A 17,054-nucleotide genomic window follows, 5' to 3' on the forward strand; every position below is an offset into this window, starting at 1 on the left:
CCGGCAGACAAAAGTTAGCAGCCGATTTTACCAACAAGCCCTGTTACGGAAGATTGAAATCGAGAAAAAATTACATATAAACCTAATTCAAAGTTGTTGATAACTTACGGATGCTTTACATAGGAACCGCTGTTGTGTGTAGGTTTTTTCAATTTTTAAAGCTTTATTTCCATAACTTTTCAGCTTCTTTTTCAGTTAAGGCTTTTAAAATTTCATTTTTAAAATCAACTTCTACAAGCGGAAATTCTCCTGTTAAAATCACCTTTCTACCCAAAATTTTGCTTATATCATTCATAAAATTGATAATGTTTTTAAAAGCATTTGCCGAATTAATTTCTATTGGATCAATGTCGAATTCGATTTCTTTGTCATAAAAAAAATGTGTGTTTATAATTATTTTTTCTATAAGTATGGAAGCTGTTCGACATTCTAATTCTTTAGCTTCATCAATTAATAATTCACAAACATATTTTTTTTCAATTTTATTTATGATTTTATTTTTTCCAGTTGGACCAAATTTAATGATATGATTATTATTTAAATAATCCACCAATATTTTCCACTCTTGAATACTGACGTTTTCTACGTAAATATCTCGATATGCGCCATCAGGCTTAAATATCCATTTAATCTCTTCCCAATTAATTGTCATAAAAATTTCTATTCAGATTTTTTATAAACGTAAACATCTTTAAACTTGCACACAACTTATTAATATGTACTACAAATTCTTACATACCAGTCCAAATTAGCCGGATATGTATAACAAATTTATTTATAAACTAACTTTCCATTAAGCCAAATGACTAAATCAGTTGTGGTGGCTGTTATAAGCATGTTTTATTACCAACTAAATTGCATTCCTTTTCTTTCATCAGTAATTTTGGTAATTGCTATAAGAATACTATTTACTTCCATAATATGTTTGTCAACAATCAAAGATGAAACTTGACAATCATCATCAAAAGCGATTGTTTTCAAACTGTCAAGTACTGTTTTAGCTAAATTATCAACTTCAACTTGATGATACCTATCTTTTAAAACTGAAATTGATAAGTGAACTTGGACATCGTTCGGCATTTTTATTATATTTTCATCATTGAATTCTTTCTTTGCAATAGAATGCAAATAATCTTTAAAAATCTTTACAGATTGCGAATTTGGTCGCTTAACATAAAAATTTCTCAATATTGTTTCCACACCATTTTTATCCATTTCTATTACATCAGTTGGTTGATAAGTTTCTTGCTTTGTTGGAACTTGCATATCGCCAAAATATCCAAGTAAATGATCTAGTTTTGGATTCTTACGAAAGATTTTGTCTTTATTTTCCATATTAAATATTTTGCAAATTCGTATTAAACTTACTTATAACGCTCTGCCGCTTTGCGCAGTCGCGGATCCAAGCGAACTGAGCTCTCTCTGCTAAGATATAATTTCTTCGTGAAAATAAAACTTCATTTTACCGAAAACTCCGCGATTGAGGTTACAGGCGATTAGCAACTCTTCTTATTCTTTAAACTCGATGTAATAAACTTCCGTTTTTTTTCCATTTCCATCAGTACTATTTTTTATTGTGATTTTATGCTTTTTGGTAAATTCCTCATCGACTGTATTATTTTTAATAATTCTTTCTAACCAATTTTTTTCGGGAACCTGACTATGAAGAATTTTTACATCCTTAAAAATATTTCCTTTAATTTCAAAATCGTTTGAAAATGTTATTCGATCTAAAGTTACATTTTCAAAATTATTATTTGTTACTCTGTGGACTTCATAATAATTTATGAGTTTAACGTTATTAAGTATACAAGAATGGAGGTTGAAATTTTCGATAATTCCTTCATAGTCAAAATCCACATTTTGAACAAAACATTGTGTCAAATATTGTTCGTGGAAATAAGATCCATAAAAATTTATATTTTTTATAGTGTAACTAAAATAAAAGCTTGACCTTGAATCGAAAAAAAACTCGTTAAATTCTGAGTTTGTTTCTATGCGATTTTCAGAACTATCGTTATTCCAATAGAATAGCGTCCAAGCTAGTTCAAATATGTTATGAATTTTTTCCTTAATACTCAGTTTTTCAACTTTCCAGTCGTATGATAATAGCATTTCTCTCTGTAGTAACTTGTAAAATACATCCTTAGTTTGACTAAAGATGTCAATTTTCGTTTTAGAATTTTCTATTGATATTATGTTCTCTAAATTACGTCTGACCTCAGATTTAAATTCTTTATTTCCTACAAGTTTGCTTAGTGTGTCAAAATATTCTTCTATTCTTACCGGCAAAAAATCGCCATCTTCTTCCTTGGTTAAAATAATACGCTTATTTTCTTCCCACATAAATTCGGCAGTTAAATATTCCCATAAAGAATTATGAAAAAACTCTATTGCTGCATCACCATCTTGACTTTTATGCGACGCTTGGAAATAAAAACTCACCAATAGATATTTGCTAACGTCTTTAATTGCTTCAGTGTCACTTGCAATACTTTCGTTGAAACATTTTTTAATGAATTCTTGTGTAGAATCCAACGAAATTAATTTATTCAAGGTAATGTGCAAATATGGAGATTGATAGATTTCAAATGCCAAGCTTCTGATATATTGTCTTAGATATTTACTATATTTCTCATGGTTAGATCGTAGTTCAGTTTTTATGTGACTTAACTGTCCATTTTTATCCCAACTTCTTTTTGCTAGAGAATCGAAAATTTTATTATAAATTTTTGCTTTTGAATCGTTTTCTTCAATATCGATGTTTGTTAGAGCAATAAAATACATAAGAACTGGCTGTTGTAATAGTTCTCCAATATGCTCGTATCTTTTATCTTCTAAAATTTCATCTACACGCTCTACTAATATATTTTGCGGATAGAATTTTTTAAATTTTTTCAAATATTCTTTTATCTGAGTTTTATCGAGTATATCAATTTTCAAAACTAAACTTCCCTCTATACTTGGGTCATTCGCATTAAGATAGTTTAGTCTTGATGTAAGGATTATCTTCAAATTTTTATTATGTCTCGAAGTCTTATTTAAACGTTCATACAGATTTTTTAAATCATTATCAGTTAATCCACCACTCATATACGCTTCGTCAAGTCCATCTAATATAAGCAAGCACTTATCAACATTAAAGTCAATCTTCTGTTGAATTGCTTTATTTATTGTTATAAATGTATCGTTGACAAAGTCCTTTGCATGCAAATCTCTTATTTTTATAAAAAAAAATGGAATTTCTGGTAGGCCATTTTTTTTGTTTAATATATCAAAAATTAGTTTGTAGCACAATGAGGTTTTGCCTTGTCCAGGTTGACCGAGGATAAATATCATATTATAATTTTCTCGTAGACTTTTTGGCAATTCGTTTTTCAGTACGAAATTATTTAAAAAAATATTTATATCAGTTTCTTCTTCAAGGGCATCAAAATCATGAGAACATTCTTGTTTAAAATTTTTGTTGTGAATTTTAAAAAAGGGGGCAACATAAAGATCTTTTAAAGTTTCGCTGGACTCTTCAACACCGGATTGAAGTTTAGAAGTAAAATTTTTTTCAATATCCTCATAATGAGAAATTAGTTTATTGAATGAATCGTTTGCATCGGAAACAGGATTGTCAAAAAAATCAGCCAAAATATTATATTTTTCTTTCAAATCACTGTATTCCTCCAAAAGATTTTTTCTAAAGGCGACGTAATACAAATAGTTATAATTCGCAGGGATTTCAATTTCGATTAATGTAAGATATTTTGTGAAAAGATTATACGATTTGGTAAGATACCCGGGATTGAATTGAATAATATTGTCAAAGAAATCTTTATTCAATAACACTCTCTCGTTTAGGAACAGCAGTAATTCACTCTCAACTTCACTATAAATATCAACCAAGTTTTGTGTTTTATTTATTTTTTCTTGATCTAATTCTTTTGATAATGTTATGTTAGTTTTATGTGCAACATTAAATAGTAATGCAAAAGCTGCAGATTCTTTTGTTGAATCAATGTTTATTATTTCGGTAACTGTTGAGCCCAAGTTGAAGTCAAATAGATTCTGAAAAACTTTTTGATAATTTACTCTAAAATTCAATTTAGAACCGTCTAATTTTATTTCCATATTATTTTAAGTTTAATATTTGTTGGGTCTACTCTCAATATAATTGCTAACTTATCGATTGGTACTATTAAACCATACGTATCAGTCCAATTGGATGGCTTGGTATGATGAATTTATTTAAATTATTTTCTCTCGTTATAACCTTTATTCGCACAACCCATAATCAATCCAGATATAATTAAAATTCCACTCACAATAGTGTTGTTCAATCCGACACTTCCTATTCAGCTAATAATTTTCAAATTCGTAAGTTGAAATGCATTAAAGATCATTTATTTTACAAAAATCGCTTTAACATAACCGACATTTTTAGAGACGTCAACAATAACTTGAACCCAGTCACCATCGTGGCCCAAAATCACCATTTCATCTCCTTTGTCAAGAGTTTCAATGACAGCATATTCGGTCCCTGGACCTTCCCTTAAATTTAATATTTCCGATATCACGTAGACGGTTGCACTAACTTCTGCTTTCGGTGCTGTATAGAAACGTGTTGATGTCACCGATGACGATTTTTTTGCAACAGGTTTTCTGGAATTTGAGTAAAGAGATTTGCTTTTAGCAGTGGAAACTTTATTTTTTTTGCGGGTTTTGAGTAGACGGTTTTTGGAGCAGAGTAACTTGAACAAACCCCGCAACTTCCTCCGGAGTTGCAATGTGCGCATCCGCTACAGTTTGAGCATGCAGTACAATAGGAGCTCCCAGTACAACGCCTTCCATCAGCGTGACAGCTAGAAGCGATCAGCTTAGATTCTTGAGCGGCTAATGACAACGAAAACAAAAAAACGAATAATAAGTAAGCTCTCGCCATATCTGAAAAATTAATTGGTTAATTTTTAACTGGGCAATCAGCGCTTAGGGTGGTTTTGGAGCGGTAAATATAGAAATAATTCTGAAATTTAAAACTTTTCCTATATTTTTTAGATTACCGGTAAAGATTGGAGCAAACCTAAACTTTTATAAAACACATAAATTACGGTTTTCCGTAATAGGACTAAACATTTTTACTTTCCATTTCTTTTTTTAAATTCTTATTTAAGTTCTTTTAGCTTGTCTGGATTTTCTTTAAAATATTCTTCACATTCATTTCCTGTCCAAGTTTTTTTTGCTAAGTATTTAAATATCAAATCTTCTTCAAAAATTAGTTCAATGGATGCTCTTGAAGCGTTACCGGCGTAGCTTGTATAAAAAGTAAATGATTTATTTGAACCAGCATCCAAAGGATAATAACTAACATATCCGTCATCTGTAGTTACTTCAACCCCTGAACTTGTTTTGTAGGTAATTTTGTATTTTAAGTTTGGAACAGAAAATATTGAATTGTTTTTTACAATTGCTTTTCCGGAAGCAGAACCACCATAGCCAGATTCCCAACTCCAGTTTGTTACGGCAATTTCACTTTTAAGGTCAAGATAAACGTCGAGTGCTTTGTCTATCATTACTATATTAGACTTTTTAATAGCTTTAAAAATCTGTTGGTCAGTTGTGTCGATTTTTTTGTTTATGCAACCAACTTTGACTCCAAAAATGTACTCATCTTTTTCGTCAAATTCAGTCAAACCTTTGGAATCATATAATTTAAGCTGTCCAATAGAATCTTTCTTAAAAATTAAAGAAATGTCTTTTTCAGATAATTTTCCGAAACCATTTATAAATCTGTTGTGAGTGGAAACCGTGATAACTTCATCCTTTATGTTTACCGAATTAATCTTTACAGAGTCAGACTTGAAGTAGCTGTCGAAGTTTGCAATGTCTTTATATAACTCAGCCATTTTCTTTTCGTCTCCGTTTTTTAAGGCGGTAAAAAATTCTTTTGTTTGTTTTTCAGCGTCGTTTTTAAGTTTAGAAGATTCGCAAGACATTAGTAAAATTGAAGCAAAGAAGAGAGTGAATGCTAATTTTGTTTTCATGATTACACATTTTAAAGTTTATTCAAAATTATATTCTTTGAAAACACCATCTTTACGGTTTTCCGTAACCATTAAAAAAAAATCAATTCAAACTGAAGAATTTATTTATTAATTTTAGATGATTGTCTTTCAACTCCCCGTAAATCCCCAATTTCTTTCTCCAACTTTTCAATCATTAACGGTATTTCTGGAAAGCGAGAGATAATTGCTGATAAAGAGCTTGCTCTTGCCACTGCAATGTAACTTGATTACTTTTCTAATTTTACTCATGTCTGTTACTTTATAGGCCATAATCCGTCATTTTTTAAACGAATTTAAGGGCTAACAGCATGAAAAAAGCGGTCGCTTTTTAGGTGGTCACTTTCAACTGGAATCAGCTGGTCAATTTGAACTGGAATTGGGTGGTCAATTCGACCATTTTTTCCAATTTGTGTTTTCAAATGATAATAAGCCTTATGATTCAATTGTTTTGATAGAGTTTAAAAGACCAATGCGAGATGATTATTGAGATGACGAAAATCCTATTCCACAGGTTAATAGATATGCGAGAGAAATAATAGAAGGTGAAGTAAAAGATAAAAACCAAAGAGAATTTGACATACGAGCGAACATGCCCATTTACGCATATATAAAATGTGATTTAACGAAAAAAATGAAACGATATGCAAAAGATAGTGGTTATAAACTTTTAGCTAGTGGCGATGGATATTTTTTCTTTAATGACAATTACAACATGTATGTTGAAGTTTTAAGTTTCGATAAAATCTTAAATGATTCTAAAGAAAGAAATAGGGTTTTATTTGAAAAATTAAATTTATTATAAAATATCCAGATGTGCTGGTGATTGACAATCTTCGGGTTGTTTTTTTAGTTTAAAACCTTTTCCAAATCCATCTAACTTCAAGTCCAAGAATCACCACTAATGCTGAACACAATTCCAACGCTCGGAGCTGGAACCAAACGCCTCTGACGGTTTTGTATTCTAGTCATCATCTTGGATGCAATCAGGTCGTATTTGAAGTTGGTGCTGGATGAATTGTCAGTTGGAAATCCGTTAAAGTTCGGAATGTGAGTGTTCATGTTTATTAGTGTTTTGATTCCATGAAGATAAGTAAACCATATTTATCGTACCAGCTCTTCGTTTTAAAATCGTCTCGTAAATATCATTCAAGAAATGTTGAAAAGTCACGTTGTTGGTGTTTTTGTTTAGTGGTAAATTTGTATTAAATATTTGGAAACCATAATGAACGATAAATTATAGGGTCTATGCCGTCTTCGTAAAAAGCTTTTGTTTTCTCTTTACTGTCGGAAATAAAGTCATTGGGCAACTCAACTTTTAAATTGTATTTTTCAACCTGAAAATTTTGAGTGCTATCTAATTTATATTTGCATGACGCTAAAAAAATGATTGTCATCAACGAAAGGCAAATTTTATGCATACTAATCCTTTAAAATACATTATTTAAGATCTCTGTTAAAAAGCATTGTTTTCTTTGGTTCGATTTATAATTCTATTTATGTTTTTAAATATCCAATATTTTTTTTAATAACGGTTATTAATTTTCATAAATGCTTTTCGACTTACTATTATTCAAATTATCTACATAAATGTAGCAACCAATTACAACTATAATAGTAAGTGAAAATAGTATCCAATTGGAAGCTTTTAGTTTTTTATTCTCTATTACTATTTCAGGAGTGGCTGAGAAATTATTATCCCAGTCAATTGTAGTTATATCAATCATTCTTAATTATTTTTATATCGGGGTTATCTTTTTCTATTATTAGTGTAAATTCATTGATAGATGGGTAGTTAATTCCGCTAATAGGCATGAAGTGATTAAAAATTCTAAAATCGAATCCTTTCCCCAGCATAAAATCCTTCTTGTATATTACGGAAGTTTTATTTTCCATCATATCTAATAATATTCTATAATTTGTTAATAATGGTTTGTCATAAATTGCTCTTTTTTGTTTTTCAAGACTAGCCTTTCTGTTGTAAAATTTGATTCGATTTTGAGGGGTTGCAAATTGTTGACTTACCTTTTTCGGGATAAATTCTTCTCCAGTTAAAAGATCCTTTCGTTTATTTGTTTCCATCTTAGAGAGAAATAGCGTTATTAATTAAAATCTTATCAATTACTACAATTTCATAAAGATAGATGTCTCCTAACCTAGTATATGGCAGAACACCGGTATCGCGGTACTTTATGATTGTATTGCTTGATAGCCCAAATAGATTTTTTAAGTCATTATTTCTATAAAATTTTCCCTTATTAGGTTTTGTAATTTCTTTGTTTATGTTTTCTTGAATTATATCTAACCTAGAATAGATTGGATCTAATAGCTTTTTGATACTCCCTAACGTCGGAATATTTAGTTCTTCAAAGTGATTGTCCATGATGTACGATTTTAAATTTTCTGAAAACAAATTAATTTAGAAAATCCTTAAATCTGAAGTAATTTCATGGGATCTTCATGGGATTTATTTTTTAGTTGATCTTTTATATCTTTCAATATGGTGTTCAACTTTCAGTTTTCTTGAAGTTAGCTTAGCAATCATATCTTCTAAAAACGGTAATTGCGTTCGTTCTATGTGCTCTGAAAGAGTTACATATCCAAACTCTTTATTAATTCGATTGATAGCTTTATAATTGCCAGGTTCAGCGCGATAAGTAAAGTTTTTTTCTATAAATTTTTTTAACGCTATTTCATCTTTTCTGCCATTTTTCTCCATGAAAATTATGTCTTCCTCCATTAGTATATTAAATAAATTTGCGACATCAGTCTTAGATAAATTTGTAAAGCATTTTTGATGATTTTTATCGTTAGTATTAAGAACTGCAATTTCATGCTTTACTAAAATTTCTTCAAAATCAAAATCTGAAAAATCTAGATACTCTAAATCCATCAACAAGCTCTCAATATACCAATTAATTTTATTTAGAGATTTATACAAAAGAGCCAACGCAAATAGAACTTTGGTTTTCTCAAAGTCTAAAGGGTCTTCATAATTATTTGTTATATTTTGAAATGATTCAATATGTTGAGTGAAGTCGGAATTTTTTTTTTCATATTCTATAAATGCATCAGAACTGTCTATTAGGTCTGCGATGCCAAAATTTAATGGAATTGGATTGCTAGGAAGATTGTAATCAACTTCTCGAATGGTAGGCCTGACGTGGCTTATCGTTTTCAGGTCGCGTAAGGAGTGATCATTGAACCATTGGTACTTTAATTCCGCTATTTGAAGAATTTCCATTAGAAATTTTCTGTTGTTTTTTCCCTGAATTAAATGGTCATTCACATCTGATATTAAATCGTAGACCGCTGTATTAAAATAGTCTTTATCGATTTCTAGAATCCATTTATCGTTATAAATATATTCATTGAATTTAGTTGAAAAATTTATTTTTGGCTTGAGGAAGTCATTTAAGTTTTGGTAAATTGTGTTAGGTAACGGCATAACTTAGCTTTTAGATATTTAAACTAAGTTAGCCATTATTTTAAAACAGTTATTGTTAGTATACTATTTATATTTTAGTATCAACTTTCCCATGTCTTCCATGATATTTGTATCAAGAACTTTTGCATAGTGCTGGGTTTGTTTAATACTTGAATGTCCCATCATAGCCGAAACATTTTCAATTTTAATTCCATTACCAAGCGTAACGGTTGTCGCAAAAGTGTGTCTGGAGACATACCAGGTGAGATGCTTATTTATTCCACACAAATCTGCAATTTCCTTCAGATAAGCGTTCATTTTTTGATTTGACAGTTTCGGGATCAATCCACACTGTTGACCTGAATATTTATCGATTATGCGTTTACTTGATGGCAGGAGGGGTACATTTGCTTTGGTTCCGGTCTTTGCGCGATTTGCCTTTATCCACATATTTTTGTTTCCATCCTCAATTAAATTTTCTTCAGTAAGATTGCAGGCGTCGATAGGCGCATATCCAGTATAACAACTGAATAAAAATATATTTTTTACCCTTTCCAGTCTTTCGACTTTAAATACTTTATTTTCAATCTTATCTAATTCTGCTTGGCTAAGAAACGTAGCTTCTTGAATATTTAGTTTTCCTGTATAACAGTCAAATGGATTTTTTTCGACCATTCCCATTTTGATTGCATGATTGAAAACAGTTTTAAAATTCTTAAAATATTTTACAACGGAATTATTTTTTATGCCAATTTTGCCCTTAAATTCACTTTCATATTTTAGAAATGATTCGAGATTATATATAAAGGCACTATTGATTTTTGCTACGTCAATGTCTTTTAAACCGTATTTTGCCTTTATAAATGAAGCGATAAGGTCTTTTGAACGTTGATATTTTTGAAGAGATGCGCTGGATCTTTCATTTGATTCAACTTTTAACTGGAAAAATACATTGTGTTTTTCAAAAAGGGGTAGAAGAAAAATTGTGTTGTCAACTGACTTTCCAGTGATAACCTGTTTTAATTCTTCCAGCGAGGTTTTATCATTTATTCTGTATAGTCCATAGTAGCCTTTTTCGATCTTATCTTTGAATAGGTCAAGGCTTGACCTAAGCATCCTTTCCTTTTCTAATTTTAGTGAGCCATTTAACCTGTTGGTCTGAGTCCATCTCTCATGAGAAATACTTTTGCCCGTACTAAATGATATTACTTTGTTTTCCAAGGTAACTTTGGCAAAGATAGGAGACTCACCATTCAATTTTACCTTGTCGGTCTTGAGGTAATAATTAATCTTGATCATAATTTTTTAGTTTTAGTTATTAATAAACAAACTGACTAAAAAACGTAAGTAAACCCTAAGATTTTCATGGGATTCCCATGGGATATTTTAAATCTAGTACACCTATTTTCCAGAAATTGAATAGGTGTACCTATAGGGTAACTGAAGTATGATAAAATATGTGTCCTTTGATACACTCATAAAATGAAAAAACCCTTTAAACTATGATGTTTAAAGGGTTTCTGATATTTAAAGTTTCCTTTGAAACTCTATTCAGCGGAGAAAGAGGGATTCGAACCCCCGGACCTGTTACAGTCAACAGTTTTCAAGACTGCCGCATTCGACCGCTCTGCCATTTCTCCAATATGTCGCTTTCAGTACCTGATTGCGAGTGCAAATATAACACCCTTTTTTGATTATCAAAATATTTTATCCCTAAAAATGCAACTTTTTTTCTGAATGATTTTTAATCATTTCATTTACTTATATTTAGGAATAAAATATTTTTCTATTTTTTTTCTAGAAGCTAACGTTTTCAGTAATTTCAAGGCCATAACCAATCATTCCAACACGTTTTTCTTGCTCTGAATTTGATAATAATCTGATTTTTGTAATATCAATATCGTGCAAAATTTGAGCTCCGATACCAAAATCTTTTACATCCATCTTAATTTGTGGCGCTTTTGAAACTCCTTTTTCTTGCAAAGATTTCAATTCGGTAACACGGTTCAACAGTTCTGAAGGTAAAACTTCTTGGTTAATGAATAAAATTGCTCCTTTTCCTTCTTCGTTAATTCGATTGAACATTTTTTCAAGCTTGTCGTCAGCATTGCTTGTCAAAGTGCCTAAAATGTCATTATTTACTTGCGTAGAATTGATTCTTGTCAAAACAGAATCTCCCGCATTCCAGCTTCCTTTTGTTAAGGCAATATGAACTTGTTTATTCGTCGTTTGAACGTAAGCTCTCAATCTGAAATTTCCAAAACGAGTTTGGATTTCAAAATCCTCCTTTTTTTGGATCAAACTATCGTGTTGCATTCTGTAAGCAACTAAATCTTCGATGGAAACAATTTTCAAGTCGAATTTTTTGGCCACTTCCATCAGTTGAGGTAGGCGAGCCATCGATCCGTCTTCGTTCAAAATCTCTACCAAAATTCCAGCAGGTTTAAATCCAGCAAGTCTTGCCAAGTCAATGGAAGCTTCTGTGTGGCCAGTTCTTCTCAAGACTCCACCTTGTTTAGCACGCAATGGGAAAATATGTCCTGGACGTCCCAAATCTTCTGGTTTTGTATTGTCGTCAACCAAAAACTGAATGGTTTTGGCACGATCATGAACAGAAATTCCGGTTGTACATCCGTGACCAATTAAGTCTACAGAAACGGTAAATTGCGTTTCGTGTAAAACGGTATTATTGGTAACCATTAAATTTAATTCCAATTCTTTGCAACGCGCTTCCGTTAAAGGTGCGCAAATCAATCCACGACCGTGAGTGGCCATAAAGTTGATCATTTCTGGAGTTACTTTTTCTGCAGCCGAAATAAAATCGCCTTCGTTTTCACGATCTTCATCATCAACAACGATGATTACTTTTCCTTGGCGAATGTCTTCAATTGCTTCTTCAATTGTATTTAGTTGTGTGAAAGTTTGTGTTGACATTATGTAGGGGTGTTGTTTTTCTTTTTAAATAATTTTTGAAATCCTTTGGTGATCGGAGTCAAAATTACGTCCATATTTATTAGTCCGATATCGTTTGTGGCGCGATAAGTTAGTAATACTGCGAAAGGCGAAAGTATAATTGACGACATCCAAGATCCTAAAAAAGGAGGGATTCCGTTTTCTTGAGCCACTTTTTTTCCAAAAGTATTGATAAAGTGAAAAGTGATAAAAATCAATACGGCAAACACGATTGGAAGTCCAAGACCACCTTTTCTGATGATGGCTCCGAGTGGTGCTCCGATAAAAAACATAAGCATACAGGCGAAAGCAATTACAAATTTTTCATAAAGCGCCAGCCAGTGGTTGTTGATGTTTTTTTGTTTTCCTTCCATCTCAAGTTTCACAGAATCAATCGAAAATTTTGAACTAGATACATTACTATTCGCTACTTCAAAAACTTTTGACTGTTCAACGCTTGGAACTAATTTTATCAAATCCTGAACAATGGAATCTTTTTTCTTAACGGTAGGTTTAGGAAAACTGGTAATGCCTGTTCTTTGATAAACGTTATCAGCAAATGAAAGCAAATCTTTGTCGAAATTTTTGTGGAGTGAATCTAACGTAAAAGTCAATTCACTAACATTTAGCATCGCATTGGTATTGGCAATCTCGCCGTCGTCCTGTGCAGTATTTAATTTAGACAAATCAATATTAATGATGTCTTTTTTGAAAGAGGCTTTTATGAAAGGAACTTTTGCTCGCTCTTCATATTTTTTCGGAATTATATTTTCATAATAATTTCCGTTGTAGAGAATCATTTGCAACAAACTAGAATCTTCACTGTTAACCAAAATTCCGTTTTTCGCCTTGATTACAATATTGTTTCCGGTGCCGTTAACTGCTTTTTTGTGAATTGTAATTCCTTCTAGTTTCTCACCTTTTTCTCCAGATTTTTTGTTTACCTTAATATTATATTCACCAATGTCACTGAATTGACCTTCGGCAATCGCCATAGCTGGCTTAGTTTGAACAATATCTTTACGGAGATTTAAAAATTTATATTCTGAAGCAGGAATCACATTGTTAGCAAAAAAAAATGCCAAAACGCTCAATAAAGCAATAAAAAGAATCAAACTTTTCATAGCTCGTTGCAATGAAATTCCAGAAGATTTCATCGCTGCAAATTCATAGTTTTCGGCAAAACTTCCAAAAGTCATGATTGAAGCCAAAAGAATCGACAGCGGTAAAACCATCGGCATCATTTTTGGTGAATAAAATAAAAGAAATTTTGCAATCAGCAGAATATCAAGATCTTTCCCGGCTAATTCTGCAATGAAAACCCAAACGGCTTGCAATACAAAAATGAAAAATAAGATTACAAAAACTGTTACAAGAGTTTGCAGAAAGGAAGTTAGAATGTAGCGGTCAAGAATTTTCACCTATTGAATTAATCTAATTTGTTGATATAATAATTCGGGTATTTACTTTCCGCAAAGGTAAATTGATTTTTTGATAAAGGCTGATTGGTTTTAAAAGAATTAACAGTGATTGTGGTTTTTGAACCATCTTTTCCCATTTCCATCAAATTATAGATGTGTTTTGTGTTGACATCAATGCCTAAAAGTATCTCTTTTCGATCGTCTTTCGCGTTTGACGGAACCAATTTGATATACTGAATTTTTCTGCCTCTCACGTTTTGCACAATATCCCAAGAATATTTGTAACCGCTATTGAAAAAAGTAAGCATTTTTGAAGGAGTTACTGAATCATCTTTACTTTCATCAAATTTAGAAATGCTAATTTCTTCGTCTTCCGGAACAATATTATAGATTTTTTTTCCGTCATAAATCTTTGTAACGCCCATAAAATTAAGGACATATTTGTTTCCTTGCATTACGACTGAACCTTTACTTTCTTGATTCAAATTTTCTTTTTGATTGGTCATTGAATATTTGAAATCAATCGAAATATTGCTGTAGCTTTTTACTTTTGCCGAAACTTCGTCCAGTAATGCTTTTGCTTTTTGGCTGTTTTGGGCTTGAAGATTGAAGCTTAAGAATAGAATTGCGATAATTTGTAAAAAACTTTTCATTTTAGTTGTTTTGCTCATTGTTAAAAAATTGGTCAAGAGACACCAAGTCAGGAATGTTCACACTTCTGGCTTTACTTCCCTCAAATGGGCCAACAATTCCGGCGGCTTCCAATTGATCAATCAATCTTCCAGCGCGGTTGTAACCCAATTTCAACTTACGTTGCAATAAGGATGCCGAACCTTGCTGTGCATTAACAATAATTTCGGCAGCTTCCCTGAACATAGAATCTCTTTCAGAAATATCTACATCAAGTTTAATGCCATTATCTTCTCCAACATATTCTGGAAGCAAGTAAGCATTTGGATATGCTTTCTGATTTCCAATGAATTCTGTGATTTTTTCCACTTCAGGCGTATCCACGAAAGCGCACTGAACACGAACCACGTCGTTTCCATTCGTATAAAGTAAATCTCCTCGACCAATCAATTGATCGGCTCCAGAAGTGTCTAAAATAGTTCGAGAGTCAATTTTTGAAGTTACCCTAAAAGCAATTCTCGCAGGGAAATTCGCCTTGATCATACCTGTAATTACATTTACCGAAGGTCTTTGCGTTGCGATAATCAAGTGAATTCCAATCGCTCTCGCCAACTGCGCCAAACGTGCAATGGGAAGCTCGACTTCTTTTCCTGCGGTCATAATCAAATCAGCAAACTCATCGACAACCAATACAATATAAGGTAGAAAACGGTGTCCGTTCTCTGGATTTAATTTTCGAGTCTTGAATTTTTCGTTGTACTCTTTAATATTACGAACCATCGCGTCTTTTAATAAAGTATAACGATTGTCCATTTCCACGCAAAGCGAGTTTAATGTGTTGATTACTTTTGCGTTATCAGTAATAATCGCTTCGTCAGTATCAGGAAGTTTGGCCAAATAATGTCTTTCGATTTTATTAAAAAGTGTCAATTCCACTTTCTTTGGGTCAACCAAAACAAACTTTACTTCCGCCGGATGTTTTTTATACAATAAAGAAGTCAAAACCGCATTTAAACCAACCGATTTTCCTTGACCGGTAGCTCCAGCCATCAAAAGGTGAGGCATTTTAGCCAAATCGACTACAAAGGTTTCGTTCGAAATTGTTTTCCCTAAAGCAATCGGAAGTTCCATTTCTGCTTCTTGAAATTTTGCAGAACCGATAACCGATTTCATAGAAACCATTGTTGGATTTTTATTCGGAACCTCAATACCAATCGTTCCTTTTCCAGGAATTGGCGCGATAATACGAATTCCTAAAGCTGAAAGAGACAACGCAATATCATCTTCCAAGCTCTTGATTTTTGAAATTCTAATTCCCGCTTCAGGAACAATTTCATATAAAGTTACCGACGGACCAACAGTTGCCTTGATTTGGGCAATTTCGATCTTATAATTTCGTAAAGTTTCTACGATTCGGTTTTTGTTTTCTTCTAATTCTTCTTGGTTGATCGTGATTCCTCCGGTAGAATATTCTTTCAATAAATCTAAAGTAGGAAATTTGAAATTGGATAAATCTAAAGTTGGGTCAAATTCTCCAAAATCAGCAACTAATTTAGCCGAAAGATTTTCTACGACAGTATCTTCATCCGCAAATTTTTCAATGACAAAAGCATCATCATTTGTCTCAATAATTTCTGGTACGTGAGGATGAACCGCCAATGGAATGGAGGTAACCGGTGGAACGATCGGAGCGATTGGCGCTTTAATAACCGGTTCCATTTTAATTGAAGAAGAATTACTAATCGTTGGTTTCAGCGCTTCTTTATTTAATTCAAATTGCGAAATCGGTTTCAGCGTTGGTTCGTCAATTTCTTCTTCGTCTTCATCATAAAAATCCTTGCTTAAATTGGCTCGAACAACATCTTCATCTTCTTCCAGTAAATCTTCTGTAATTTCTTGAACGGCAACTGGCGCTGCGATTGAATCGGCCAAAGCTCTTTCTTCTGCTTCACGCTTTTTAGTTTCAAAATAATTCTTGATTCCGTCAGGAGAAATTTTGATTTTAAAAATTAAATAGATAATTAATCCGAAAATTAATACCAATAAAGTTCCTACTTTTCCTAAGTAATCTTGGATAAAAAGGTTCATTTCAAAACCGATAACACCGCCTAATTCAGGCAAGAAATCAGCAAAGAATCCGAATAAAATAGAAATTATGATGATGGCAAACAAATCCCAAAACCAGGTATTTTTTAATTTTCTTACAGGTAAATCTAAAACCAGATAAATTCCGGTCAAGAAAAATAATCGTACTATTAAAAAGGAAGCAACTCCAAAGCCTTGGTACAAAAATAAATCAGCAAGATAAGCACCAAATTTTCCTAGCCAATTTTGGACTGAAACCGTTCTATCTGCCAAATAATCTACAGCACTTTGGTCATATTGTCCATAGATGAAAAAGGAAATAAAAGCTAGCAATAACGCAACTGAAAATAACACCAATAGAGCGCCAATAATTACTTTGTGCTGTCTGGTTAATTTCAATGGTTTTTTCTCTTTTGGTTGAGAATCTGTCTTGCTTGCCGTTTCTTTTTTAGTCGTTTTTGCCATTCAATTAGTGCTGATTATGTGTAAAAA

At 32.1% G+C, this 17,054-nt stretch carries 17 protein-coding genes and 1 tRNA gene; 1 reads left to right on the plus strand and 17 read right to left on the minus strand.

All coding sequences use genetic code 11. The features are described from left to right. Nucleotides 1-163 precede the first annotated feature (163 nt). The 6 genes from ACFPVY_RS03060 to ACFPVY_RS03085 all read right to left on the minus strand — a co-directional run bounded on the left by ACFPVY_RS03060 (nucleotide 164) and on the right by ACFPVY_RS03085 (nucleotide 6,320). On the minus strand, nucleotides 164-652 hold the full coding sequence (locus ACFPVY_RS03060; protein ID WP_379790270.1) for a hypothetical protein: 489 nt from the start codon (nucleotides 650-652) through the stop codon (nucleotides 164-166). 191 nt (nucleotides 653-843) lie between these two features. Next, nucleotides 844-1,335: a RusA family crossover junction endodeoxyribonuclease gene (locus ACFPVY_RS03065; protein ID WP_379790271.1), complete on the minus strand. Its 492-nt coding sequence runs from the start codon at nucleotides 1,333-1,335 to the stop codon at nucleotides 844-846. Nucleotides 1,336-1,509: 174 nt separating this feature from the next. Beyond that, nucleotides 1,510-4,119, minus strand: a complete 2,610-nt coding sequence (locus tag ACFPVY_RS03070; protein ID WP_379790272.1) for an NACHT domain-containing protein — start codon at nucleotides 4,117-4,119, stop codon at nucleotides 1,510-1,512. 272 nt (nucleotides 4,120-4,391) lie between these two features. Next, on the minus strand, nucleotides 4,392-4,784 hold the full coding sequence (locus ACFPVY_RS03075) for an SH3 domain-containing protein (protein ID WP_379790273.1): 393 nt from the start codon (nucleotides 4,782-4,784) through the stop codon (nucleotides 4,392-4,394). Between the two features lie 366 nt (nucleotides 4,785-5,150). Continuing rightward, nucleotides 5,151-6,029, minus strand: a complete 879-nt coding sequence (locus ACFPVY_RS03080; protein ID WP_379790274.1) for a hypothetical protein — start codon at nucleotides 6,027-6,029, stop codon at nucleotides 5,151-5,153. Nucleotides 6,030-6,197: 168 nt separating this feature from the next. Continuing rightward, complete coding sequence (locus ACFPVY_RS03085; protein ID WP_379790275.1) at nucleotides 6,198-6,320, minus strand: hypothetical protein; 123 nt, start codon at nucleotides 6,318-6,320, stop codon at nucleotides 6,198-6,200. Nucleotides 6,321-6,681: 361 nt separating this feature from the next. On the opposite strand from ACFPVY_RS03085, the gene ACFPVY_RS03090 reads away from it, so the two are divergent. Then, complete coding sequence (locus ACFPVY_RS03090; RefSeq protein ID WP_379790276.1) at nucleotides 6,682-6,852, plus strand: hypothetical protein; 171 nt, start codon at nucleotides 6,682-6,684, stop codon at nucleotides 6,850-6,852. Nucleotides 6,853-6,929: 77 nt separating this feature from the next. Here the strand turns inward: ACFPVY_RS03090 and ACFPVY_RS03095 are convergent, their stop codons facing one another. The 11 genes from ACFPVY_RS03095 to ACFPVY_RS03145 form a co-directional block, all read right to left on the minus strand. Continuing rightward, entirely contained in the window at nucleotides 6,930-7,109 is a 180-nt protein-coding gene (locus tag ACFPVY_RS03095; protein ID WP_379790277.1) for a hypothetical protein, read from the minus strand. Nucleotides 7,110-7,252: 143 nt separating this feature from the next. Next, a complete protein-coding gene (locus ACFPVY_RS03100) occupies nucleotides 7,253-7,447 on the minus strand; it encodes a hypothetical protein (protein WP_379790278.1) in 195 nt (64 codons plus the stop codon). Between the two features lie 319 nt (nucleotides 7,448-7,766). Beyond that, nucleotides 7,767-8,129, minus strand: a complete 363-nt coding sequence (locus tag ACFPVY_RS03105; RefSeq protein ID WP_379790279.1) for a hypothetical protein — start codon at nucleotides 8,127-8,129, stop codon at nucleotides 7,767-7,769. Between the two features lies 1 nt (nucleotide 8,130). Further along, the gene (locus tag ACFPVY_RS03110) at nucleotides 8,131-8,430 is read right to left on the minus strand and encodes a DNA-binding protein (protein ID WP_379790280.1); all 300 of its coding nucleotides are present in this window, start codon (nucleotides 8,428-8,430) and stop codon (nucleotides 8,131-8,133) included. 84 nt (nucleotides 8,431-8,514) lie between these two features. Next, entirely contained in the window at nucleotides 8,515-9,495 is a 981-nt protein-coding gene (locus tag ACFPVY_RS03115; RefSeq protein ID WP_379790281.1) for a hypothetical protein, read from the minus strand. Nucleotides 9,496-9,558: 63 nt separating this feature from the next. Next, nucleotides 9,559-10,773 (minus strand): site-specific integrase, encoded by a 1,215-nt coding sequence (locus tag ACFPVY_RS03120; RefSeq protein WP_379790282.1) that lies wholly within the window; start codon nucleotides 10,771-10,773, stop codon nucleotides 9,559-9,561. Nucleotides 10,774-11,029: 256 nt separating this feature from the next. After that, a tRNA-Ser gene (locus tag ACFPVY_RS03125) sits at nucleotides 11,030-11,114 on the minus strand. A 157-nt stretch (nucleotides 11,115-11,271) separates the two neighbouring features. Continuing rightward, nucleotides 11,272-12,408: a 3,4-dihydroxy-2-butanone-4-phosphate synthase gene (ribB, locus tag ACFPVY_RS03130; RefSeq protein WP_379790283.1), complete on the minus strand. Its 1,137-nt coding sequence runs from the start codon at nucleotides 12,406-12,408 to the stop codon at nucleotides 11,272-11,274. Beyond that, nucleotides 12,408-13,847 (minus strand): LptF/LptG family permease, encoded by a 1,440-nt coding sequence (locus ACFPVY_RS03135; protein ID WP_379790284.1) that lies wholly within the window; start codon nucleotides 13,845-13,847, stop codon nucleotides 12,408-12,410. Before ACFPVY_RS03135 ends, ribB begins: the two co-directional genes overlap by 1 nt. Before the next feature lie 8 nt (nucleotides 13,848-13,855). Continuing rightward, complete coding sequence (gene lolA1, locus ACFPVY_RS03140; protein ID WP_379790285.1) at nucleotides 13,856-14,500, minus strand: outer membrane lipoprotein periplasmic chaperone LolA1; 645 nt, start codon at nucleotides 14,498-14,500, stop codon at nucleotides 13,856-13,858. A gap of 1 nt (nucleotide 14,501) precedes the next feature. Continuing rightward, nucleotides 14,502-17,027 carry a DNA translocase FtsK gene (locus tag ACFPVY_RS03145; protein WP_379790286.1) on the minus strand — a complete coding sequence of 842 codons (2,526 nt, stop codon included), beginning with the start codon at nucleotides 17,025-17,027 and terminating at the stop codon, nucleotides 14,502-14,504. Between the last annotated feature and the right edge of the window lie 27 nt (nucleotides 17,028-17,054).

It is taken from the genome of Flavobacterium qiangtangense (assembly GCF_042658345.1).
Classification (GTDB): Bacteria; Bacteroidota; Bacteroidia; order Flavobacteriales; family Flavobacteriaceae; genus Flavobacterium; species Flavobacterium qiangtangense.